Source organism: Streptomyces sp. AC555_RSS877 (genome assembly GCF_019049245.1).
GTDB lineage: Bacteria > Actinomycetota > Actinomycetes > Streptomycetales > Streptomycetaceae > Streptomyces.
In genome coordinates, this window is sequence record NZ_JAGMUK010000090.1 from 1 (window position 1) to 21,442 (window position 21,442).

The 21,442-nt window shown below is 68.3% G+C and carries 16 protein-coding genes and 6 pseudogenes; 11 read left to right on the top strand and 11 right to left on the bottom strand.

Annotated elements, in window-relative coordinates:
* Nucleotides 1-801 (bottom strand): hypothetical protein (locus KUM49_RS34900; RefSeq protein ID WP_217240978.1); only part of this gene is annotated, 801 nt, incomplete at its 3' end.
* A gap of 342 nt (nucleotides 802-1,143) precedes the next feature.
* Here KUM49_RS34900 and KUM49_RS34905 point away from each other — a divergent pair.
* A pseudogene (locus KUM49_RS34905) lies at nucleotides 1,144-1,410 on the top strand (transposase); the annotation flags it as partial.
* Between the two features lie 273 nt (nucleotides 1,411-1,683).
* Here KUM49_RS34905 and KUM49_RS34910 read toward each other — a convergent pair.
* Nucleotides 1,684-2,106 carry a helix-turn-helix domain-containing protein gene (locus KUM49_RS34910; RefSeq protein WP_217240979.1) on the bottom strand — a complete coding sequence of 141 codons (423 nt, stop codon included), beginning with the start codon at nucleotides 2,104-2,106 and terminating at the stop codon, nucleotides 1,684-1,686.
* Between the two features lie 85 nt (nucleotides 2,107-2,191).
* On the opposite strand from KUM49_RS34910, the gene KUM49_RS34915 reads away from it, so the two are divergent.
* Both KUM49_RS34915 and KUM49_RS34920 read left to right on the top strand, forming a co-directional pair.
* Complete coding sequence (locus KUM49_RS34915; protein WP_217240980.1) at nucleotides 2,192-3,010, top strand: NmrA family transcriptional regulator; 819 nt, start codon at nucleotides 2,192-2,194, stop codon at nucleotides 3,008-3,010.
* Between the two features lie 5 nt (nucleotides 3,011-3,015).
* Nucleotides 3,016-3,550: pseudogene (locus KUM49_RS34920) on the top strand (helix-turn-helix domain-containing protein); the annotation flags it as partial.
* 356 nt (nucleotides 3,551-3,906) lie between these two features.
* Here KUM49_RS34920 and KUM49_RS34925 read toward each other — a convergent pair.
* From KUM49_RS34925 to KUM49_RS34940, 3 genes and pseudogenes are all read right to left on the bottom strand, one after another.
* Nucleotides 3,907-4,499 (bottom strand): annotated as a pseudogene (locus tag KUM49_RS34925) (DinB family protein).
* A 532-nt stretch (nucleotides 4,500-5,031) separates the two neighbouring features.
* Entirely contained in the window at nucleotides 5,032-5,835 is an 804-nt protein-coding gene (locus KUM49_RS34935; RefSeq protein ID WP_217240981.1) for a phosphatidate cytidylyltransferase, read from the bottom strand.
* Complete coding sequence (locus KUM49_RS34940) at nucleotides 5,832-7,595, bottom strand: histidinol-phosphate transaminase (RefSeq protein WP_217240982.1); 1,764 nt, start codon at nucleotides 7,593-7,595, stop codon at nucleotides 5,832-5,834. Before KUM49_RS34940 ends, KUM49_RS34935 begins: the two co-directional genes overlap by 4 nt.
* A 498-nt stretch (nucleotides 7,596-8,093) precedes the next feature.
* On the opposite strand from KUM49_RS34940, the gene KUM49_RS34945 reads away from it, so the two are divergent.
* The 4 genes and pseudogenes from KUM49_RS34945 to KUM49_RS34960 all read left to right on the top strand — a co-directional run bounded on the left by KUM49_RS34945 (nucleotide 8,094) and on the right by KUM49_RS34960 (nucleotide 11,968).
* Entirely contained in the window at nucleotides 8,094-8,789 is a 696-nt protein-coding gene (locus tag KUM49_RS34945) for an ISL3 family transposase (RefSeq protein ID WP_308406907.1), read from the top strand.
* Between the two features lie 591 nt (nucleotides 8,790-9,380).
* The gene (gene ltrA / locus KUM49_RS34950) at nucleotides 9,381-10,775 is read left to right on the top strand and encodes a group II intron reverse transcriptase/maturase (RefSeq protein WP_217240983.1); all 1,395 of its coding nucleotides are present in this window, start codon (nucleotides 9,381-9,383) and stop codon (nucleotides 10,773-10,775) included.
* Between the two features lie 103 nt (nucleotides 10,776-10,878).
* Nucleotides 10,879-11,490 (top strand): annotated as a pseudogene (locus KUM49_RS48985) (transposase); the annotation flags it as partial.
* A gap of 61 nt (nucleotides 11,491-11,551) precedes the next feature.
* A complete protein-coding gene (locus KUM49_RS34960; RefSeq protein ID WP_217240984.1) occupies nucleotides 11,552-11,968 on the top strand; it encodes a DUF4259 domain-containing protein in 417 nt (138 codons plus the stop codon).
* A 38-nt stretch (nucleotides 11,969-12,006) separates the two neighbouring features.
* Here KUM49_RS34960 and KUM49_RS34965 read toward each other — a convergent pair whose 3' ends face one another.
* The 3 genes from KUM49_RS34965 to KUM49_RS48990 all read right to left on the bottom strand — a co-directional run bounded on the left by KUM49_RS34965 (nucleotide 12,007) and on the right by KUM49_RS48990 (nucleotide 15,669).
* Nucleotides 12,007-12,477: a hypothetical protein gene (locus KUM49_RS34965; protein ID WP_217240985.1), complete on the bottom strand. Its 471-nt coding sequence runs from the start codon at nucleotides 12,475-12,477 to the stop codon at nucleotides 12,007-12,009.
* A gap of 250 nt (nucleotides 12,478-12,727) precedes the next feature.
* Nucleotides 12,728-13,987 (bottom strand): MFS transporter, encoded by a 1,260-nt coding sequence (locus KUM49_RS34970; RefSeq protein ID WP_308406905.1) that lies wholly within the window; start codon nucleotides 13,985-13,987, stop codon nucleotides 12,728-12,730.
* A 1,100-nt stretch (nucleotides 13,988-15,087) separates the two neighbouring features.
* Complete coding sequence (locus tag KUM49_RS48990) at nucleotides 15,088-15,669, bottom strand: DUF6817 domain-containing protein (RefSeq protein WP_374200237.1); 582 nt, start codon at nucleotides 15,667-15,669, stop codon at nucleotides 15,088-15,090.
* 213 nt (nucleotides 15,670-15,882) lie between these two features.
* Between KUM49_RS48990 and KUM49_RS34980 the strand changes: the two genes are divergently transcribed.
* The 3 genes and pseudogenes from KUM49_RS34980 to KUM49_RS49000 all read left to right on the top strand — a co-directional run bounded on the left by KUM49_RS34980 (nucleotide 15,883) and on the right by KUM49_RS49000 (nucleotide 17,984).
* Nucleotides 15,883-16,788 (top strand): LysR family transcriptional regulator, encoded by a 906-nt coding sequence (locus KUM49_RS34980; RefSeq protein ID WP_217240987.1) that lies wholly within the window; start codon nucleotides 15,883-15,885, stop codon nucleotides 16,786-16,788.
* Nucleotides 16,789-16,939: 151 nt separating this feature from the next.
* Nucleotides 16,940-17,350, top strand: a pseudogene (locus KUM49_RS48995) (oxidoreductase); the annotation flags it as partial.
* A gap of 40 nt (nucleotides 17,351-17,390) precedes the next feature.
* Nucleotides 17,391-17,984 (top strand): D-isomer specific 2-hydroxyacid dehydrogenase family protein, encoded by a 594-nt coding sequence (locus KUM49_RS49000; RefSeq protein WP_254402266.1) that lies wholly within the window; start codon nucleotides 17,391-17,393, stop codon nucleotides 17,982-17,984.
* Nucleotides 17,985-18,089: 105 nt separating this feature from the next.
* Here the strand turns inward: KUM49_RS49000 and KUM49_RS34990 are convergent, their stop codons facing one another.
* Nucleotides 18,090-18,932 (bottom strand): XRE family transcriptional regulator, encoded by an 843-nt coding sequence (locus tag KUM49_RS34990; protein ID WP_217240988.1) that lies wholly within the window; start codon nucleotides 18,930-18,932, stop codon nucleotides 18,090-18,092.
* Nucleotides 18,929-19,915: a helix-turn-helix domain-containing protein gene (locus KUM49_RS34995; RefSeq protein ID WP_217240989.1), complete on the bottom strand. Its 987-nt coding sequence runs from the start codon at nucleotides 19,913-19,915 to the stop codon at nucleotides 18,929-18,931. Before KUM49_RS34995 ends, KUM49_RS34990 begins: the two co-directional genes overlap by 4 nt.
* 528 nt (nucleotides 19,916-20,443) lie before the next feature.
* Between KUM49_RS34995 and KUM49_RS35000 the strand changes: the two genes are divergently transcribed.
* Complete coding sequence (locus KUM49_RS35000; protein WP_217240990.1) at nucleotides 20,444-20,749, top strand: beta-Ig-H3/fasciclin; 306 nt, start codon at nucleotides 20,444-20,446, stop codon at nucleotides 20,747-20,749.
* Between the two features lie 217 nt (nucleotides 20,750-20,966).
* Here KUM49_RS35000 and KUM49_RS35005 read toward each other — a convergent pair.
* Nucleotides 20,967-21,442, bottom strand: a pseudogene (locus KUM49_RS35005) (hypothetical protein); the annotation flags it as partial.

Genomic DNA, 21,442 nt, shown 5'->3' on the forward strand with positions numbered 1-21,442 from the left:
CCCCCCCCCCACGAGCTCGGCAGCAGCTGCGATCGCCGCGAGCGCATCCTCACCCGTTTCAGACCGACGTGTTGCGAGGCCTGCCTTCCTCAGTTCACGCACGACCGCTTCCACGTAAATCCCGAGGCTGACGAACTGCGTTGGGGTCTCGCAGTGGGGGAGTACCGCCTCGATCTGGTCCAGCCAGAACGTCACGTCATCGTCGTCATCCAGGCTGGCACGGTGCTCGAGAAGTCGGCGCGCAACCGGAACCACCAGCGCATGCCGACGGGAGGCCTCTTCCTCCACACGGCGCTCGGCCGCGGCTCGGGCCGCCGCCTGCTGCTCCGCCAGCAGAACCGCCTCAGGGGTGCGGCGCACTGGCAGGTTCGGGTCCGCAGGATTGGTCAGGGCTGCGGCACGCAGTCTCAGAGCCTTGTTGTAGGCAGCGCTTGGAACGTTGACTGCAAGTGCCGACGCGAGCTCTGCCCATTCCGCCTGCGCCGCACGTGCGTCCTCAACCGCCCTGGACTGATGAACGTCCGCCTGCTGGCGCAGATACTCCCACAGGCGGACGCGCTCAACCGCGGATGCGCGCCGTGCCTCCACGCTCTTCAGGGCGTCAGCATTGGCCTCGAGATACAACAGGGCCCCGAACAGCTCTTCATCGGCCGGCATGCGGTCGACATTCCCGTCTTCGGCCTGCTCATGTAGCTGGCGCAGTTGACCGATGACGGCTGCAGTGTCGAGGTGACCGATCCGGACAGGTGCTTTGAGCAGCGGTTTTGTAGGAGGCGTCGGCCTTCGGACTGAGCGTGCCATGCGCGATAGTCTGCCCTGTCGAAGGGATTCACATTCTGTGAAACCACCACAGGATGGGCGATTTGAGCCTTAGATACTATTCGCGTGACCTAAGAGCCAAGGCGCAGAGATGGTTCGTCACCTGGGACGAAGCCTCGTGGCTAAGAACCATTCCACTACGACATTGGTTGCCCACGGACTGGACAGGCCGCCCTGCCGCAGCACCAGCCGTCTGGCGGCCTGGTGTGAGTGATTACGCCGTAATCACTCACACGGCGGGCTGATTCCCGGGCACCCGCAATGCCCGCCGTCTGTGTCCCTCGTAAAGGGAATCTGGGAGTCATGGCGTAGAAGCGACGGAAGTTCGATCCGGAGTTCCGTGAGGGGGCTGTACGGATTGTGACGGAGGCCGGCAAGCCGATCGCCGAGGTCGCGAAGGACCTCGGCATCAACGAGACCACCCTGGCCAGCTGGGTCTCCCGTGCCCGCCGGGCCGGTACCACGCCAGCCGGTGAGAGCGACGAACTGGAGCGGCTGCGGCGGGAGAACGCCCAGCTCAAGCGGAACAACAAGGAACTGGTCATGGAGCGTGATGTGCTCAAACGCTGCATGGTCCTGTGGGTGAAGTAGCTGGGGCGGACCCGGCCCGAGTCAGGAACTGGTCAGTGGTCGGGCCCATCACGACCTTAAGCGTCCGTGCCCTGGGCGCGTTGAGCGGCGGCGTATCTTCCGCCGACCAGGAGCCGCGGGGACCTCCAGCGGGGAATCCCTCCAGGACGGTGCGGGACTGCGCGGTGCTCTTGATCCGCACGCATCACTGCCGTTCACGCGACGCCACGCTCGGCTGGTGCCCGTGTCGGCCCTGCTAGGTGTTGCGGGTCATGACGTTGTTGACCCCGGCGGTCATCGGATCTCGTTGTCGGGATGCTGCGCGTCGTAAGCCTGTCGGACATGGGCGATGGTGTCTCTGTGCTCGAGCGACCAGTCGGCAAGTGCCTTGACGAGGTGGGTCAGGCTTGCGCCGGTCTCAGTGAGTCGGTAGTCGACCTGCGCAGGCACGGTTGAGTAGACGGTCCGAAGTACCAGCCCGTCGCGTTCCAGCCGGCGCACGGTCAAGGTCAGCATCCGCTGGGAGATTCCATCGATGGCGCGCTGAAGTTGCCGGAAGCGCCGCGCCCCGTTCGCCAGCTCGACGATCACAAGGACCGACCACTTGTCGCCCACGCGGTCGAGAACGTCGCGGATTCCGCAGTCGGGGTGATCCGGCTGCCCGCACGGTTTCAGCTCTGCGGGTCCAGCGGTTACATCGGTGTGCGTCACTGACATGCAACTGCCTCCTTGCGGGCCGAGCGCGGCCGGTTCAGGATCGCCGTAGTTACTGAAGAGAACCACGGTAGGAGATTGAACCGCAATGATCATGGTGACCGGTACGAACGGGCGGCTCGCGTCCCTCACGCTCCAGGAGTTGGCCGACCGGAAGGTGCCCGCCTTGGGTGGCAGCCGAACACCCGCCGACGGGCAGCGCCACCTGGACTTCGACGACCCCACCAGCCTGGACCTCACCGGCCTCTCGACGCTGGTGCTGGTCTCGGCCGGGTATGCCGAGGACGACCAGGTCATCGCTCGTCACCGGGCTCTGCTGGACGCTGCGGCTCGTCGCGACGGCGTCGTGCACGTGATTTACACCAGTCTGACCGGCACCGGGGATCACCTCGGGTTCGCGCTCGCCCACCGCGCCACTGAGGATCTGGTCAAGGCCAGCGGTCTCGGGTGGACGATCTTGCGCAACGGGCTCTACGCCGAGCTCTTCGGAGCGTTGCTGATGTGGGCACCCGATGGCCTGGAGTCAGCTTTCGGCGATGGCGCTCTCTCTGCGGTGGTTCGGGCGGACCTGGCCGCAGTCGCAGCCATCGTTGCCATTCACCCGAGCGCGCACGTCGGCAAGACCTACGACTTGGTCGGCGACCCGATTACCGCCGGTGACGTCGCCGAGCGTCTCGAGGTCGCCCACCGAGCCATCGGGCTCAGCGAGTACCGCGCTCGGCTCCTCGCGGACAACGTGCTGCTGTCGTTCCAGCCGCCGATGCTCGCTTCGATCGCCACCAGTGTCCGCCATGGGTTCCTCAGCAACTCCAGCCGCGACCTCGTAAAGCTGCTCGACCGACCGCTCGCCGACGCGCTGGCCGTTGCAGCGGACACCGCGGCTGCGATGCGTCCCGGCGCAAGCTGACGCGGGTGGTTCATCGCAACGCGCCGCTGTCCTTCGAAGGTCGTCGGCGGCTGGTCGAACGCGGCCTCACCCGTCCCATCGCACACGTGGCCGCTGAGACGGGCATCTCTGGTGCGTGCGCATCGAAGTGGTTCTATCGCTACCGCCAGGATGGGGAGCTTGGCCTCCTGGATCGTTCCTCGGCCCCTCACCGCCAGCCGACAGCGATCTCCGCGGACGCCGTGGCACGGATCGAGGGACCTTCGTCGCACGCAGAAGTCGTCCGCATCCCGGATCGCCTTCGAACTCAGAGACGAGGTCAGCCGTCGCACGGTCTCTCGTCACCATCTCGCCCTCGGGCTGAACCGCCGCAAGTGCATCGACCCGAACGGCTCCTCAAACCGCGTACCACGCAAGATCATCGCTCGGTGCCCCGGCCACATGGTCCACATCGACGTGAAGAAGGTCGGCCGAATCCCTGACGGAGGCGGCTGGCGAGTCCACGGCCGAGGGACCGACCAGGCCAAAGCAGCCGAACGTAAGTGGAGCCGGCAAGCTCGCCCCAGGTGGGATCCGAGAGATCAGCTTCGGGACAGGCCCGGGTAACAGCGGCGAATACATCGCGTCGTCGGCCGAGCGACTCCGGGGTGTGGTCGGCGGGCATCTCCTGCAAGGAGGTGAGGTCGTCGGGCAGGCGGAGGAGGAGAACGTCCCAGCTCACGGCGGCCTTCCAGGTAAGACTCGAGGAGCGGTTGCGGTCGGTCAGATCAGGCTGATCTGTTCTGTGGGCGGCTGTGGCAGGAGCACCTTCTGCAGGCGCCGAAGCGAGATGAGTGGTGCGAAGAACGCTGATTGATGGTCGAGGGACGCGTTGCCCGCCGAGGTATGGGGTCGGGCCCGGCGGGCGGAGGGTGAGATCAGCCCTCGACTTCCCGCGCCACACGCTCCAGTCGGCTCCGGTGGTCCTCCCACGCCTGATCTCCTGGTGCCATGTTGTCCTTGCCTTGCAGATATCCGACGGATCCGTCGATGAGCTCTCGCACGATGTCAGCGTGACCTGCGTGCCGCTGAGTATCGGAGATCACGCGCACCAGGATGTGGTTCAGCGTGACCTCCCGGCGTTCCTCCGGCCACCACGGGACGTGCCCGATCGCGTCAAGCGGCAGCGTCTTGATCGTGCTGTTGGAGTGCTCCCATGCCTGGCAATACAGCCCAACGATCTGTTCCCGTGATTCGTCTGCAGTGGCCCACATGTCCGAGTTGGTTCTGACCCCTCGGTATACCACCAGGACGGCGGGTCCGCGTCGAAGAACAGCCGCCCAACCGTGTCGCCGAAGTACCCCAGCTCCACGCTGGCGACATGCTTGACCAGCCCCAACAGGTTCGTGCCCGTGGGAGTCAGTGGACGGCGGATGGCGTACTCCGAGAGGCCATCGAGCTTCCACACCAGGGCGTCACGCCCTTCTTGCAAGTACCTGAGAAGGTCCGCTTTCGGGTTCGGTTCGATCATGCCGGGCAGTTTCCCACCCGGCACTGACAACCGGGGGTGACACCAAAAGGCAGGCTCTGGTTCACTTTCTGGGCTCTGTCGCTGATTTGGGGATGTCAACCGGTCGATCACGGTGCCAAGAGGATGCGGCGTCGAAGGAGGTCGAAGTTGGCCCGACCGTACATCTGTCTCTTCAGCAGTTTGATCCTGGTGACGTGGCCCTCGACCGGTCCCGAGGTGTGCGTAGTGGTGAGTGGCTTTGTTCACGGGTTTCGGTTCTGGCACAACTTCTGTGACGCGGCGACTCTGAGTGATACCCGGGCATCTCTGAGCCGCACGTGAAGTCGCCCGAAAACGACCCCTGGGCAAGGCTGTTGGGCTGACAGTGCGAGGCCGTGGAAGATGTCGTACTCCGACTGAAGGAGTTACTGTTCCCGTCGATCGCGGCCGGAGCACGGCCTCTTCCACTCGAAGGGGCCTGGCTGTCACTCCGAGTGGCCACAGAAGTTGGGCCAAAGGCGGTTGCCGCGTAACGAAGCCACCGCCCCGTGGCTCACTTCAGCACCAACAGCACCGCCAGAGCGACGAGGAGGGAGTCGATCCGGTCGAGGATGCCGCCGGAGCCGGGCAGCCACTGGCCGGCGTCCTTGGCGCCGGCGCCCCGCTTGACCATCGACTCCAGCAGGTCCCCGAGCGGGCCGCCGACCGCCACGGCCACCGCCGTCTGCCATGTCAGGGAGGACAGCACGGCTAGCGTGAGGAGACCGGCCGCGGCCCCAGCCAGCGTGCCGCTCCACCGCTTGGCGGGCGACAGCCGGGAGAGCCGGGGGCCGCCGATTCGGCGACCCGCCGCGTACGCGACGATGTCGGCGATCGACACGGCCACGAACAGGACGAGGCCGAGGGCGCCGGACGATACGAGGCCAGCCAGGACGCCCAGCCACACGAGTCCAAGCAGGCCCGCCCCCAGGCGGCGGAGCCCGTGCTCCGCGTCGCCCGAGAGCAACGGCACCCCGGTAATGGCAAGCGCCCCGGCCGCCGCCACCCGGAGCACCTCCCCGGGGGCCAGCCAGGCGGTGAGGACGAGTCCGACGATCGCCGCGTCCAGCACTGCCCGGTCCACCGGACCCAGCAGGAGCAGCCGGCCGAACTCCGCCACGGCGACGACACCGACCACAGCCACGAGCACCGCGATCCCCGGTGGACCGAGCCAGAACGCGGCGGTCACCAGGGGCACTCCGAGCGCCCACACGCACCAGCGGACCATCAGTTCACGGCGCCGGGTCGCCGCCACGGCGACGCCTCCGATCGCCAGTGCCCCGCCGAGGTACGGTACGAGACCGGCGACCGTCGTCACCGGGAGGCCCGTCCCGGCGCGGCCGACACCACTGCAGCCGGCGTGCGCAGCGCGTCCAGGGCGCTCTGGCACGCCGCCACGATTCTCGCGTTCTCCGCCGTGTCGCGGACGGCGATCCGGACGGTCCGCCCTTCGTACGCCGGGGACATCGGCGACAGGTCACGCAGGAACACGTCGTGCCGCCGGCACTCGCGCACCAGCCGCGCCGCGCTCGGTCCATGCGGCGGCAGGGTCACCGTGAGGAAGTTCGCCACCCCCTCGTCGACCGAGGAGAACCCGTCCAACTCCTCGAGGTCGTAGGCCAGTTCCCGGCGCAGCACATGGGTGCGGGCCCAGCGCTCCGCGTAGTACGCGGGGTCGCGCAGCGCCGTCACGGCAGCCAGCTGGGCCGGCAGGCTCACGGGCCACGGCGGCGTCCAGCGCCGCAGATCCCCGGCCGTCTCCGGACCGGCCACCAGGTACGCGGCCCGCATCCCCGACAGCGCGTACATCTTCGACAGCGAGGTGCAGACCACGACCCGGGCGTCGACCGAGGCGAGCCCGGCGAGCGAGTCCGCCGGATCGACATACCCCAGGTACGCCTCGTCGATCCACCACCGGGTCCGCACGGGCGAGGCTTCGATCACCGCGCGCAGCGCGTCGGCCGGGGCGTGGCGGCCGGTCGGGTTGTTCGGGTTGACCACGACCACGAGGTCGTACCGTCCGTCGCCTGTCGCGGTGACGAGCCGGGCCGGGTCGAGCAGCCAGCCGTCCTCCCGGCGCAGCTGGAGCCGGTCGACCCGGCAGCCGATCACCCGCTCGGTGACATGGGCGTACTCCCCATAGCCGGGATCGAGCAGGAGCACCCGGCTTCCCGGCGTCAGCCACCGGCCGAACGCGCGGAAGATCAGATCGGACGAGCCCGCCCCGACGACCAGCGACTCCACCGGGAGCCCGCGGACCGCGGCGATCTCCGCGAGCAGTCCCTCCGCGCCCGTCGGTGGCGAGGTTCGGGCCACCCACCCCGGGTCCTCCGAGAGGACCGCGCGGACGCCTGGGGACGGTGGGAACCAGGCGTCCAGCACATCCGCCGCGACCACCTCGTGACGGCGGGTCAGGGTCCGGAAGTCCGTGCCGATCGCCGAGAAGAACGCCCCACCGTGCTCACAGCCGTCCGCACGCGGCGCGAAGGGCACGTCGAGCCGCCAGTCGAGGCCCGTCCTCAGCCGCTCCAGGATCCGGCCGTGGCGCTCCGCGACCGTCCTCGTCAGCTCGGCCACGGAGCCGCTGAGGACCTCGAACGAGACCGCGCCCGAGCGGACCGTGCGCCCCACCGGCCGCAGCCCGGCGGCGAGGTACATGTCGAGCAGTTCCGTGCGTCCCATCGCCACCACCCGGCGGCCGCCCCGCGCCGCGACCCAGCGCAGCGCCGCGTACATGAGGAGTGGCGCCGCCGCAGTGGACCGCCAGTGTTCCTCGACGGTCAGGACGCGGATCTCGAACGGCGCCTCCTCGGTCAGGACCGGCAGCTCCTCGCGCGTCAGGTATTTGTCGAGGGAGTAGCGGCCGACCCACGGCGGGGTAAGGCTGACGAAGCCGATCCGCGTCTCGCCGCGCGCGGCCACGAGATAGATGTTGTCGCCGTCGAGTCCGTCACTCAGCCTTCCCGACGGATCCACCGGATGCTGGCCGAGCTCCTCCGCGTACACGCGGTGGCGCAGTTCGTGGATCCAGTCGTGGTCCCGAGGCGTGGCAGTGCGCAGCTGCAGGGCGCGGTCCATGCGTGTGTCCCCCTGAGACGGTCCGGCGTTCGCGCCCCAGCATGGAGGAGTCCGTCAGCCAGCACCTGAGTACGCGTACTCAGCCGGACAGCGAAGGAGTTGAAAGCGGTCCAGGTCAGGGCCGAGTCCATGGGCAGGTGCCGAACCGAACCACCGGCGCCGGCCGTGCCCCGGCACAGATGTTCGGCCGCTCTGGCTTCCAACTCCATCGGAAACGAGCCCTGTTGTCGTGACGGACAGTGATGGCGTCACAGAAGTTGTGCCAGAGCCACTCAGGTTCTGGCACGCCTTCTGTGACGCGCGCACGCTGAGTGACGGCTGCTGCTGCGATCAGCCTTCGGGAAGTTGCCTGAAAATGACCAGGCCCGATTTTGGTGTGGTCGACAGTGCGGCGTCGTGGAAGAGACGTCGCCTCCTCTGGAGGGCCTGCTGTTACCGTCCATCGCGGACGTGTCGGTGCTGTCGCTGGAGGTGAGCCACCAGGCGATACACATCGACGTGTGCAGTACGGCAGCCGGGGCGACATGCCCGGACTGCGGGAGCGAGTCGTCCCGGGTGCACAGCTCTTACCTGCGGTTTCCTGCGGACGTGCCGAGCGGGGGACGTCTGGTGGTCCTACAACTGCGAGTTCGGCGGTTCTTCTGCCCGGAGTCGTCGTGCGCTCGGCGGACGTTCGCTGAGCAGTTGCCGGGACTGACACGGCGGCACAGCAGATGGACGGAGCGGTTGCGATCAACTCTCGCCGCGGTGGGTCTCGCCCTCGCCGGCCGAGCCGGCGCCCGGATGGCACGGACCTTCGGGATATCCATCAGCCGCAGCGCGGTGTTGCGCCTGCTCGATGCGTTGCCCGAACCCGACGTTCCGGCCCCGCGCGTGGTTGGCGTTGATGAGTACGCCACACGCAAAGGACGGGTCTACGGCACGGTGCTCGTCGACGTCGAGACCCGCCGGCCGGTGGATCTGCTGCCTGACCGTGAGGCGTCCAGCCTGGCCGCATGGCTGGCGCAGCGACCCGGGATCGAGGTGGTCTGCCGGGACCGCGCGCCGTTCTTCGCGGAAGGCGCCACAGCCGGGGCACCCCAGGCGACGCAGGTCGCCGACCGCTGGCATTTGTGGCACGTGCGCCGTGAGGCGCTGATTGATCATGTGGGGGTGAGAGACCTTCACCGCCGTCCTGTCGCAGCAGGGCGGTGAAGCTGGGGGCAATCCGACCCGGGAGGTGCTGGGGAGGGTGGCAAGCGGCCCCGACGAAGCCGGGACGTATCAGCACTGCCAGATGGTGCGGGTCCGGCAAGCAAGACGGAGAGGTATACGAGAGGAACCGGTGGTTGAAGCCTCCTAAGGTGCCATCAGCTCGAACCTGGCGGATCTGGGCTGGTAGCGGTGCATGCTCGCCTTGTGCCATGGCGGGCAACTCCCGGGTCGTTGTTTTCCAGACGGTCCGGGAGGCCACGGTGAAGTGCTGCGGGGTAGCCGTGGCGATGCCGCGGGGGTATAGCCGGGTGCCTACTCCGACGAACGATCAATCAGTGAACACGGGAACCTCCCCGGCCTCGCCCCTCGTTCGCGCCTCCAGCGTTGGCGGGTTGGGCTGGGCACACCGTCTGCCGAGCAGGCCGTGGGAGGGGCGGAGCCGCCGTAGTACTCCGAGCCGGGGAGAGCCCGGCACATGGGGAAGGGCGGCAGCGAGATCGCAAGGGAGGTACTGCAATGTCCGGAGAATCCGGGGTGGATGCCCCGGTCACTTGGCCAGTGGCTGATGTCGCTGAGCTGCGGGTACGGAGGATGCAGATCAAACTGCACCGTTGGGCGGTAGCCGATCACGGCTTCCGGTTCGACGATGTGTTCAACTTCGTCTGCGACCCGGCCACTTTGGTGATGGCTTTCGAAAGGGTTGCAGGCAACACCGGAGCCCGGACAGCGGGCGTGGACGGCGTTCGTGCCGACCACGTGCGCGTGTCCGGGGCGGAAGCGTACCTGGAACACGTCCGCTCGCAGCTCAGGGCAGGGGTCTTTCGGCCAATGCCGGTGCGTGAGCGGATGATTCCCAAGGCGGGCGGGAAACTGCGTCGGCTGGGGATCCCGACCATTGCGGACCGGGTGGTGCAGGCCGCGCTGAAGCTGGTTCTGGAACCGATCTTCGAGGCGGACTTTCATCCGTGCTCGTATGGGTTCCGGCCCAACCGGCGTGCGCACGACGCGATTGCCGAGATCCATCTGTTCGGCTCCCAGGGGTATCGCTGGGTGCTGGACGCCGACATCGAGGCGTGCTTCGACCGCATTGATCACGTGGCCCTGATGGACCGCGTGAGAGCGCGGGTGAAGGACAAGCGGGTGCTTGCGTTAGTGAAGGCATTCCTGAAGGCCGGGATCATGACCGAGCTCGGCGAACGGGACGAGACCACCGCCGGAACACCGCAAGGAGGCATCCTCTCGCCCCTGCTGGCCAACATCGCATTGTCCGTGCTCGACGACTTCGCCACCGAGCAGTGGGCAACCGCCATGTCAAGCCGGCGTGACCGCGAACGTCGACGGCACCGGGGCCTGCCGACCTGGCGGCTGGTCCGCTACGCGGACGATTTCGTCATCATGGTCCACGGCACCCGCGAGCACGTCGAAGTACTTCGCGACCAGGTGAGCGAGGTCCTGGCCGGGATGGGCCTGCGGCTCTCCCCGGCCAAGACCCGGATTGTCCACCTCGCGGATGGGTTCGACTTCCTCGGCTTCCGCATCGTCTGGATACGCAAGCGGGGAACGGACAAGTGGCATGTCTACACCTTCATCGCCGACAAGCCAGTACAGGCGCTGAAACGGAAGATCAAGGCACTGACCCAGAAGTTGTCGCATCTCGATTACAAGATCGCGCTGATCCGGATCAACCAGATCCTGCGCGGCTGGGCCAACTACTTCAAGCACGCGGTCGCCAAGCACACCATGGCCCGCCTGCACACCTTCGTTTGGTGGCGGGTGATCCACTGGGTGATGCACCGGCACCGCATGAAGTGGAAGGCCGTCCGTCGATGGCTCCGAACTCCGCAAGGACGATGGAAAGACATCGAGCTGGACGGGATCAGGCTGTTTCACCTCGGCAAGGTGCCGATCACACGGTATCGCTACCGCGGAAACAGCATCCCCACCCCTTGGCCGGACGTACTGACAGGCCCGATCCCCACGGCATGATCTCGTGGAGAGCCCGGTGCCCGGAGACGGGCACGCCGGGTTCGGCGGGCGGGCCGGGGAAACCCACTGGGAGCAATCCCGGCAGGGCGCCCCGGTCCGACCCAACAACCTCGGCGAGGCCGCTGAGCGTGCTGTCGCCCGCCACCGCCAGTGCCTTCGCGTCCTGGTCCCCGATCGCGAGGGGACGGCCGACGAACCGGCGCCGTCCGACGAGAAGGCGGACTCTCCATGGAGGAGCGAGCGATTCGCCAACCGCGTCCGAGCCAGGCACGCCACGGTCCACGCGCTGCTCGAAGCCGGCCACAGCCGCCGTTCCATCGGGCGCCAGCTGAACATGACCCACCGCACGGACCTCAGCCGACCCGAGACGCTGACCGAGATCGAACAGCTCAGGCTCAAGACCGTCCTGGCCAACTGCCCTGAACTCGATGCCCTGACCGGTCACGTCCGATCCTTCGCCCAGATGCTCACCGAGCGCCAGGGCGAACGACTCCCGCGGTGGCTCGACGCCGTCCGCCAGGACGACCTGCCCAGCCTCCACACTCTCGCGGCCGGAATCGACCGAGACCGCGACGCGGTCATCGCCGGCCTGACCCTGCCCTGGAACTCCGGCGTCGTCCAAGGACACGTCAACCGGATCAAGATGCTCAAGCGCCAGATGTTCGGACGCGCCGGCTTCGCACTGCTCCGCAAGCGGGTCCTCCTCGCCCCGTGACCAATGTCAGTGGCTCCTGGAACCATGCCTTCGTCCAAGACAGCCGTATCAGGAGCCATGCATGGGAACGTGGGGAACCGGCCCATTCGACAGCGACCTCGCCGCAGACTTCGTCGATGAACTCGAGGGACTCACCCACCAGCAGGTCATCGACGTGCTGGAGCGGGCATTCCAGCGAGTCACCGACTCGGGAGAACGCGTCGACGGCGGAGACGGGGCCGAAGCCGTTGCCGCCGGCGCTCTCGTCGCCAGCACTCTCCCGGACAGCCCCATCGTGATTGACCCCGATGACGGTCCCAGGGAACCACTGCCCGAACTGCCGGCCGCGCTTCGTTCGTCGGCGAGACTCGCACTGGACCGGGTTCTCAAGGACGGATCAGAACTCGCAACCGGCTGGGTGGACAGCGCCGACGCCGCCCAGTGGCGCCAGGAGGTGCGACAGATCCTCCAAGCACTCGAAACACTCGCTGATCACTAATCGTGACCGCTTCACGGAAGTCGTGCCAGAACCCGTTCTCATGGACAGAGCCAGGTGAGGGCCGCGAGCACGGCTGCGCGGTCGCGTCGCAGTCCGGCGGCCAGCGTGCGGAGTTCTCGTTGTCCGTCCAGGCGGACTTCGGCCAGCCAGACCTCGAAGGCCAGGTGGTCATTGCGCCGCTCCCGCACCACCAGGGCCGGGCGCCGTGCGTACTCGGTGGTCGTGGCCAGTGCGGGGCTGCGTTCACATAAGTCGTCCAGGCACTTGCCCTCGATATCCCTGAGCTGCCCGGGCCGGCGCATGATCCAGCCGGTGACACGGCGGACGGTCAGCTGATGCAGAGGGGCATCCGTCGGGATCGCTCCGGTGCGATAGGGCCGTAGGTGGCGGCGGACAGTGTTGACGTCACCGCTGTAGCCCAGTTGTTGGATCTCCCGGGTCAGCGCGGAGGCGTTGGTGCAGCCCTCCATCCAGCGATGGTGCAGGTAGAGGCGGTAGTCGTCGATCACGCTGGGGCGGTGGGTCGCCGCGACGAGGAGCTCTGCCGAGGTCGGCCTCCCGGGCCTGCGAGAGCCGCTTAATGGAACGGTTCCAGCCGGTGGAGGTTGTCGGCCAGGGCCCTGCCGCTTCAGGCAGACCGAAAGCGGCGCGCCGACGACGACCGCGACGGTCGGCATACTGTGCCGTTTGGCGGCCATCACCAGCTCCACCCTTACGGACGGTTCGACGTTGGTCGCATTCCCCGTCAGGTTCATGTGTTCAGCTCAGCGGGGTCTCCTGCGGAGGAGAACAGTCTGCTGCCGACTCCGTGGTTTCCTCGGGCGCGGACGACTTCGATACGGCCGTTGATGAGCCCCGCAGACCGCCGAGCGCAAGGACCGTCATCACCACCGCGGCCCCTGCCGCCACCCCGAAACCGCCGTGCGCACCGCCCGCGTCCACCACCCGCCCCGCGACCGCCGCGGCGCCTGCTATTCCTGCCGCGCTTGCGGAACTGCCCCAGGTGAACGCCTGGGTGAGGACGGCGCGCGGGACCGACGACTCGGTGAGGACGGAGGTGAGGATCAGGAGGACCGGGACAGCGAGTCCGGTCAGAGCGAGGGTGGCGCCGACCGCGAGAGGCGCGTCGAGGAAGGTCAGCGGGAGGCTCGCGACGGTGAGGCAGGCGGCGGCTGCGGCCTGGTGGCGCCGGGGTGAGCCGCCGTGGCGCCATGCTCCGTAAACCCAGCCACCCAACAGGTTGGTGCAGTTGGAGGCGAAGTAGAGCGGCGCTGCCGCGTCCGGTGTGCCTCGTCCGACGGCGTACGCGGTGACGGACACCTGCATCGCGCCGAAGAAGACCCCGAGAGTGAGGCCGAGCGCGACCTGCCGCAGGAATGCGGAGCGCAGCAGGGCGCGTCCGGCGTGCCGGCGTTCGGCGTGGCCGGTGAGGGGCGGCGTGGTGCGGCGCTGGGTGGCGAGGGCGAGCCCGCCGCCGACGACGAGCGCGGCGGCGAGCAGCACGCCGGCGCCCGGGCGGCCTGCCGCACCGAGGACGCTCACCAGGGCGGGGCCGGCCAGGTAGGACACGCCGTTGGCGAGGGCCTCCAGGGCGAAGGCGGTGGGCAGCGCGGCAGCCCGTTCGCCGGGCAGCAGGGCGGACCAGCGGGCGGCGGACAGGGCACCGAGCTGGGGCAGCGTTGCCCCGACGAGCACTCCGGCGACGAGGTCCGGAACGGCGCCGGCGAGCAGCAGCGCCACGGCCCCGGCATGTGCGCCCAGCACGCAGGGAAGCACCCGCGTCTGCCCGAAACGGTCGACAAGGCGCCCGATCTGGGGCCCGGCGACGGCGTCCGCGACAGCGAACCCGCCGGTGACGAGACCCGCAGCGGCATACGACCCGGTGCGTGCGTGCACCAGCCAGACGATGCCGATGCCCGTCATGGCGATGCCCAGACGCCCGACAGCAGCGGGAAGGAAGAAGGCTGCGGCCCCCGAAGTGCGCAGCAGGGTGCGGTAGTTCGCCGAAGCCGAAGGCACGGCGCATCCCTTTCGCCGCCCAGCGGGACGCGCCAACGGGGTCGTCGGCGTCCGGATGTGCCGACCCGTGGCTGCGCCTGAAGCCGTCCAGTGGTGGCGTAGAGCGGGGACGCGCACCCCACGCCGACTCCCTCACCGGGCAGATCTCATGCGGTAGTTGATGACCTCCTCGAGCGTAGAGGAAAGGCGCGCGGAAACGAACAAGGAGAGACAGCACATCTCCTTCAAAGTCGTGCAGGGCGAGAAGGGCCCGCAGGCCGAGAAGGTCCAGAGCCCGGGCCAGGAATGCCACTGCATAAGTGCTGTTTGCGATACTCGTGACACCCGGCGTGCCGTGGCCTGGAACAGCCGCACGCACCGCCAGGCCCGGGACATCCTGGGCAACCCGGTCCTGACCGTCTACGACAACCCGCATTCCTTGCTGATGTGCGTCTACAACCGAGACCGCGCCTTGTGCCACCGCCTCGATGTCACTGACGCCCCGAGCCTCGACCGCTGCCAGCCGTCGTGTGCGAACAACGCGCGCACCGACCGCCACGCCGACGAACTCTTGCAGCGCGCAAAGACGTTGGAGAAACAGGCTGCCTCGGAGGCAGTACCTGGCCCGCTGGCCGACCGGCTCACCCAACGCGCCGACCACCTCCGGTCCCTGGCCGACCGCCACAACCACGACCGCATCCGTGCCGCGATGGACCGCATCCTGCGCAGCACACCCGAGCTCTCCAACGGAGCCCTGACGATCGTCGCCCTCGCCGTCGAAGCCGGCGTCCCGCGCAACGCACTCACCCAGCGGCACACCGACCTGAAGAACGAGTTCTACGACAAGGTCCGCGCCCGCGGCGGCACCCCGGACAGCGAACAGCGCCTGCGTAAGCAGATACGTCGCCTCAAGCAACTGCGGGCTGCCGACGCGGAGAAGATCGCCCAGCTCAAGGCCGACGTCGAGGCCCTCATAGGCGCCCTGCACCAAGCGACTGTCGAGAACCGTCTCCTACGCGAACAGATCGCAGAGCAGCATCCAGTGGTCCGCGCCCTGCCCTACCAACTACCCCCAGGGCCCCCACCCGTAAGGCCACCACAGCGGCCGGTTGTCCACTATCTCAGCGCTGGTCAGCCTTCCACGCTGACAAGCCAGAACTGGCGTGCTGGTTCGTCGGCTGGGAGGCAGGACCAGCAAGCGCCGTGCGGCACTCAAGCCAGGCGTCAGCACTCAGCAAATCCTGGAGTCTGGTGAACAGGGCGAGCAGCTGAGGGCCCCACTTGTCGCGGAAGGAGGAATCGACGATGGCGAGATCGAGTTCGTTGGCCGCCGACAGTTCGGTGAAGTCCCGGCGCAACTGTGGCCCTGGAACGTGGGAGCGGCCGGTGAACCTGTCGCGGAAGGCAGCATCGGCCTGGTGGAGAGCCGGGTACGTTGCCTTCCGGTCGCATGAGGCGTACAGGTACACGATGGCCTCGGCCTCGGCGCCAATCACCGCTGCAAGGTCATTGCGACGGTCCAGTGGCAACAGTGCTGTGGGGAAGCCGTCCGTGCCGTAGAACGCGTGACACAGACCGGCGAGTTGGAGGGCCGGACGGGCCTTCCACCTCGCCAGCCGCGCCTGTACACGCTCGAGGTGGGTAAGGAGAGTGCCGCCGGGGTGGGCGATGCTTTCGGCACCGAACTCACGCAGCAGGGTCACAGCCCGGTCAGTCGTGGCAGGGAGAGCAAGCACAGTGCCCGTGTCCCTTCGGTAATGGGTTGGTCGGCACCCGCACAGCGCCTTCGCCGGTCCGGATCCGTACGAAGGCACCGGACGGGTTGCCGCCTGGGCCCTGCAACGATCTTCTGACACCCCAACACCCCAGTCAATCCTGGGGATTACTCCACTCACCCCAGGTATAGCTTGGGTGCTATGACTCTGGATGACCTGCGCGTGTTCGTAGCCGTGTGTCGGGCAGGAAGCCTCAGCGCCGTGGCCCGCGACCTGTCCTGTACCCAGTCCGCGGTGAGCCAGCACGTCAAGCGCCTGGAGCGGGAAACGGGCATGAGCCTGTTGGAACGCCAGCCGCGCGGGGTTGTTCCCACAACGGCGGGGCGCATCCTGTGCGATGCCGCCGCCGACGGGATCTCCGGGCTCGATCTTGCGCTGCGCCGCCTGGGAGACCTCGTGAACGGTGAAAGCGGTTCTGTGCGGATCACGACCGGTGGCACGACGGTCCGGCACTTCATGGCCGAAGCGATCGTCTCCTTCCGCCGGCGCTACCCGAAGGTGAGCCTGGAGTTCCAGACCGAGACCTCCAGCCGCGGATGCTTCGACGCCCTCCTGGCCAGCAACCTCGACCTTGCCTGGATCACCGTCGGCGCCCCAGTGCGCGGCATCGAGCAGCGCCCCGTCGCCGATCTGCCCTGGGTGCTCGCCATGCGGTCCGACGATCCGCTCGCGGCCCGGCCGCACATCGACGCCCCCGACCTCACGGGCATCCGCCTCATCCGGCTGCCGCCGAACTCCACCTCCGGCGCCCATTTGGACACCGTGTTCGCCGAACTGGGGATCCGGACCGGCTCGGACACCAGCGTCGCCGACTGGGACACAGCCCTGCTCCTCGCCGAACTCGGCCTGGGCCACGCCGTCGTCCCCGCCGTACCGGCTCTCCCCACACCCGGTGACGGCAGCCCCCTGCGTCTCATCCCCATTCCGGCGCTGCCGCCGCTGTCGGTCGGCTGGGCCGTACGCCGCTGGGACGCCCTCTCCCCGCTCGCTCGGAGCTTCGCCGACGCGGTCGCTGCAAGTTGCACAAAGACGCACATCACGGCGTGAGCACGAAGACTGTCTCAAGGCGCACCACACAGCAGTCGCTCCTGGGCCCTTCGCCAGTAGGCGCGGGGTCGGAGGGGCAGCACCGGGGTGATTCACCGCCGACTTCTGGAGCACATAAGGTCGCATTCACGGAAGGGGATTCGTGGCCCGAATGCGAGTTCTGCTGCTGGATGCAGCTCCTGGGAAGCTGCTCGATCGTGAGTTGGAGTGCCTGCTTGGGCACGGGCTGACCGTCACGCTGAACCTCCGGCGCATAGCCGACGATGCAAGCGCGCGGGTTGCGTGGACGGGCCGGGTGGACTTCACCGACTTCGATGCTTTCGACGAGTCGGCACTGATAGCCGAGATCATCCGTGGTGGGATCGGTTATCACGCGGTGAAGTCCCGGGCCGGCGTCCCGTTGCACGCTGCGTTCTTGGCAGCGGCCACCGATCCAGCACTGACCAACCGGCTCCGGGTGATCGGCCGGGCCGGGGCGGGCACCGACCACGTCGACCTGGCCGCTGCCGCCCGCCACGGCGTCACCGTCACCCACACCCCGGGTTCCAACGCGACCGCAGTCGCGGAGTTCGCCTTGGCCCACGCTTGCCCTGACCCGGAACCTGTCAGAGCACAACGAGGCCGCGCACCACGGGCGCTGGAGCGGACCGGCTGCCTCCGCGGTCGAGCTGTCGGAGCTGACCCTGGGCGTTCTCGGGCTCGGGCGGATCGGCCAGGCGCTGGCCGAGCGGGCGGCTGCCCTCGGCATGACCGTCCAGAGCCTCTCCCGTCACCCGGCGGGGGCGGCATCGCTCCCTGCCGCCCTCGGCACCCTTCTGGCCAGCAGCGACGTGGTCTCCCTGCACCTTCCGCTTACCCCGCAGACCCGGGGTTTGATCGGCCGGGCGGAACTGGCGCTGATGCGACCTGGCTCGATCCTGCTGAACACCTCCCGGGGCGGAATCGTCGACGAGCAAGCCCTGGCAGACGCACTACGCAACCCGGCACACCCCCCGGCGGCCGCCGCCGTCGACACCTTCGTCCACGAGCACGCCGCATTCACCTCCCCGCTGTTCGGCCTGCCCAACGCCCTGCTCACCCCACACGTCGCCGGGATGACCCGGCGCGCCATGGCTGAGGCCGCTATCCGCTGCGCCGACAACATCGCAGCGCTGCTCGCTGACCGCCCAGACGGCGTCCCCGTGGTGGCGCCGTAACATCTGCGGTCGGCGGGTAGCGGACGCGCGGTGGCCGCTTTCACCCGACCCGCGCCGCCATCCTTGTGTCCTGTGCTCGGCCTGGAGAAATGCACCGTCAGGCTGTCAGGAGTCGAAGCACTCCCGACCTGTGGCGCCCGCCGGTGTGAAGCACAGCCGTAGGCCGGTGTGGTTCGGGCCGCCGATCATCGGCGTGAAACGGTAGGCGCTCGTATCCCCGGGGTTTCTGATGACGACTCGACGCGGCCGGACGCCGGGGGCCGAGACCTCGATCATGTCCCCGACTTTCGAATGCCAGATCCTGCCCCATGCGGCGGCGCACACCTTGCTGTACCGGAGCTCCACACTCGTACCGGTGCTGGTGCGATGCGGCGGACCGAGCGAGTCCACCCGGCCGGGTATCCCGCAGGCCATCGGGCTGGGATCCTTCCCGTCGCACGCCTTCCCGTGGCATCCGGGGACGGGATCCAGCGTGGGGGATGCCAGGCTCGCCGGGCTTCCGGCGGCGGTGCCGGGGCTCCGCAGAGACAGGGCCGCCAAGATCGCCACCGCTGCCACACCCACACCGGCGATGAACAGCCCCTGGCGCCGAGCCCTCCTGTGGACGCCCGCGTCCGCCTTGGTCTCCACAGCACCTGCGAGGGCCAGGGCGGGCGAGGACAGGGGCGGGGACGGAGCGGGGGGGCGGCTGTGCCTGGCGCGTCCGCTCCATTCGGTGTCTGCGAGTTCCCACAGCGCGAGCAGCCGCCCGGCGGGCTTCCCCGCTATTGCGCACAGTGCCTCGACGGCGTGCCGGGGCACCGGCTTTTTCCCGTTGAGATAGCGCTCCCAGGACGATTTGCTGTACGCCGTGCGCTCGGCCAGCCCGGCCAGGCTTAGGCCTGTCCGCGCCCTCATTTCGCGGAGCCCTTCGGCCAGAGCCGCGCACTCCGGTGCGGGGCCTGTCATCCGCGCAGCACCTGCCAGGTATGCGGGCCCACGACGCCGTCCGCCGGCAGCCCGGCCTTCTTCTGCAGACGCATCACGGCCGCGATGGTCTGCTGCCCGTAGACCCCGTCGACGATGCCCGGCTCGAGCTGGTGATGGCCCAGCAGGCACTGGGCCTCCACCACGTCCCAGCCCGGTCCGGCAAGGACGGCGCTGCGTGTTGCGCTGTATCCGGCGAATAGCCCCTCGCCTGCCGTGCCGTTCCGGCGGACCTTGCAGGGATACGACTTGCCCGGCTCGAAGACGTACCAGCCCAGCCCTTCCGTAGAGGTGTTGTTGCTGTTGCTGCCGGTACTGGCACCGGTGCTGGTGCTGCTACTGCTCGGCCGTGGGCCGTCCTGTGCAGTCCGCACCTTGGTGCCCCCGCCGTCGTTAACGCCCCAGGGCGCGGCGATCAGCATTCCGGCGGCCATCCCCACGAGCGCGGCGGCCACCACGGCAGCGAGGGCGGCGGGCTGGCGTATCCCCGACGGCTGCCCAGCCCCCAAGAGCTCGGGCCCCTCCTCCAAGGTCCCGGGCCCCTGCGCCAGGGCTCCGGGCTCTTCCCTCAATGCCTCGGACCTTTCCGCCGAGGCCGCAGGGTCCTCGGCCGCACCAGAACGCTCGGCAGCCGCCTCGCCCTGTGCCCCCTGTTCGCCACCGTCCTCCGCACCGGCCGACGAGGACGACGCGATCCGCTGTGGCCACGCTTTCTCGGCCACCTCATGCAGTACCAACAGCCGGAGCGGATCGGCCCCCGCGACCCGCGCCAGCGCTTCCACCGCGTGCCGCGGTGGCAGCGCCTTCCCATTGAGGTAGCGATCCCACGACGAGCGGCTGTGCCCGGTCTTGACCGCGAGCGCGTCGAGGCTCGACCCGCTGCGGTCCTTCAACCTTCGCAACTGCACCACGAGTTGCCGGACTCTCTGGTCCAAAGAGTCCGGCAGTTCTTTCCAGCGCGACACGCTCCACCCCTATACGCATCAGACCCCCCAGGGCTCTCGCCCGTTGCTCTGTTAGTACACCTGGTGCGGGCTCCGTGGCCAGGCTGAAGCTCCGCAGCCACGTCTTCAGGCATGGCCCAAGAGGGGCGGGCGTCCCAGCGATGCCGCATCACTTTGGACATCCCAGCAGGTCAATGGGTGTGACGTCCCACGGTGTCCCAACGGGGCCGGCCTCTCTGGCCCAGATCCGGATTGACCGGCAATCTCTGTGGTGCAACCAGACGGCGCGGTAACCCCGCATTGTCCTCATGAAGGAGGCCGATTCACGAGCGCACGAAAGCGCACCGCCCTCGGGGCGTCAGAATCCGGAGAGCCGCTTTAGCAATGGCGGAGCAAGTGGCCGAATCAGCCTCCTGAATCTGGCGCAAATTGGTCCACGTCTGAGCATCAAGGGCTGAACTCGTCGAGCATCACGTCGGACATCCGCCCCCGCAACACTCCGCTCCTGTCACCAGGAAGCCCATCGATCTCCAAAGGGAGAATATGACTATGCGTCTGCCCAAGAAGCTCTCCGTTGTTGCCGCCATGACGGCAGCAGTCGGCGCCTCTCTCGTGTCAGCGCCCTCGGCATACGCGGCCGGCGGGACCGCACCTGCGTGCATTCAGCGCAATGTGTACGAAACAAGCAAGGGCTTCGACGTATCCCTCCAGAACAACTGCGGCAAGACCATGAGGGTGCAGGTCGTCGTCAACAACGGCAGCGACAGCGTGTGCTACGTCGCGTCAGCCGGGGTGAGCTGGATATACGTATACGAGGGGCTCCTTGGCAGCTACAGCAGAACAGCCGTGTGCTGACACTGGACCGAACGGACAAGAGTCGGAGGTACCAGCAGGTGGCTTCGCCCTGGCTCTGAGCTAGGACTGCCCGGCGAGGTACACGGCAGCTGCTCCTTTCCGCCGGCTCAGGGCCCGTACCGACAGGGGCGGGCCCTCAGTCATGTCCCTCGAACAACCGGACGCTGATCCATAGCAGAACGGCCGCACATCGTGCATCACGCCCTGTGGGGCGTCGTTATGCTCCCGTTGCAGACGGCGATCTCGTGCCACCCGGCGTGCCGGGCCTGGAACAGCCGCACGCACCCCGCACGGGGCGGTCCCAGCACCAGCACATCTCGCCGCCCGGGTAGGGGCTCTCGGACCACCAGCCGCCGGCGCCCTTGCAGTCTGGCAGTTCGGGCGGGGGCCTGGGGGAGAGCCGAATCGCGTGCCGGGAGACGGTCAGCTCCCAGACGCGGCGGCCCTGAGTGCGGCGGCGGCCGCCGTCGCCGTGAGCGGTACGGCGGCCGCGAGCAGCAGCGCGGTTCGGGCGCGCACCTCGTTCAGGTCCGGGGCGGGTGCGGGGAACTGGATGCCCGTGCCGCTGTCGTTGGGCCGGGCGGTCAGGAAGTAGGGGCTCCGCCTTGGCGAGCTGGAGCATCGTCTCCTTGATGAAGTCGGCCGGGCGCTGGAGGTCGACCCGGTCCGCGTGGAAGTCGCTCAGGTAGACGG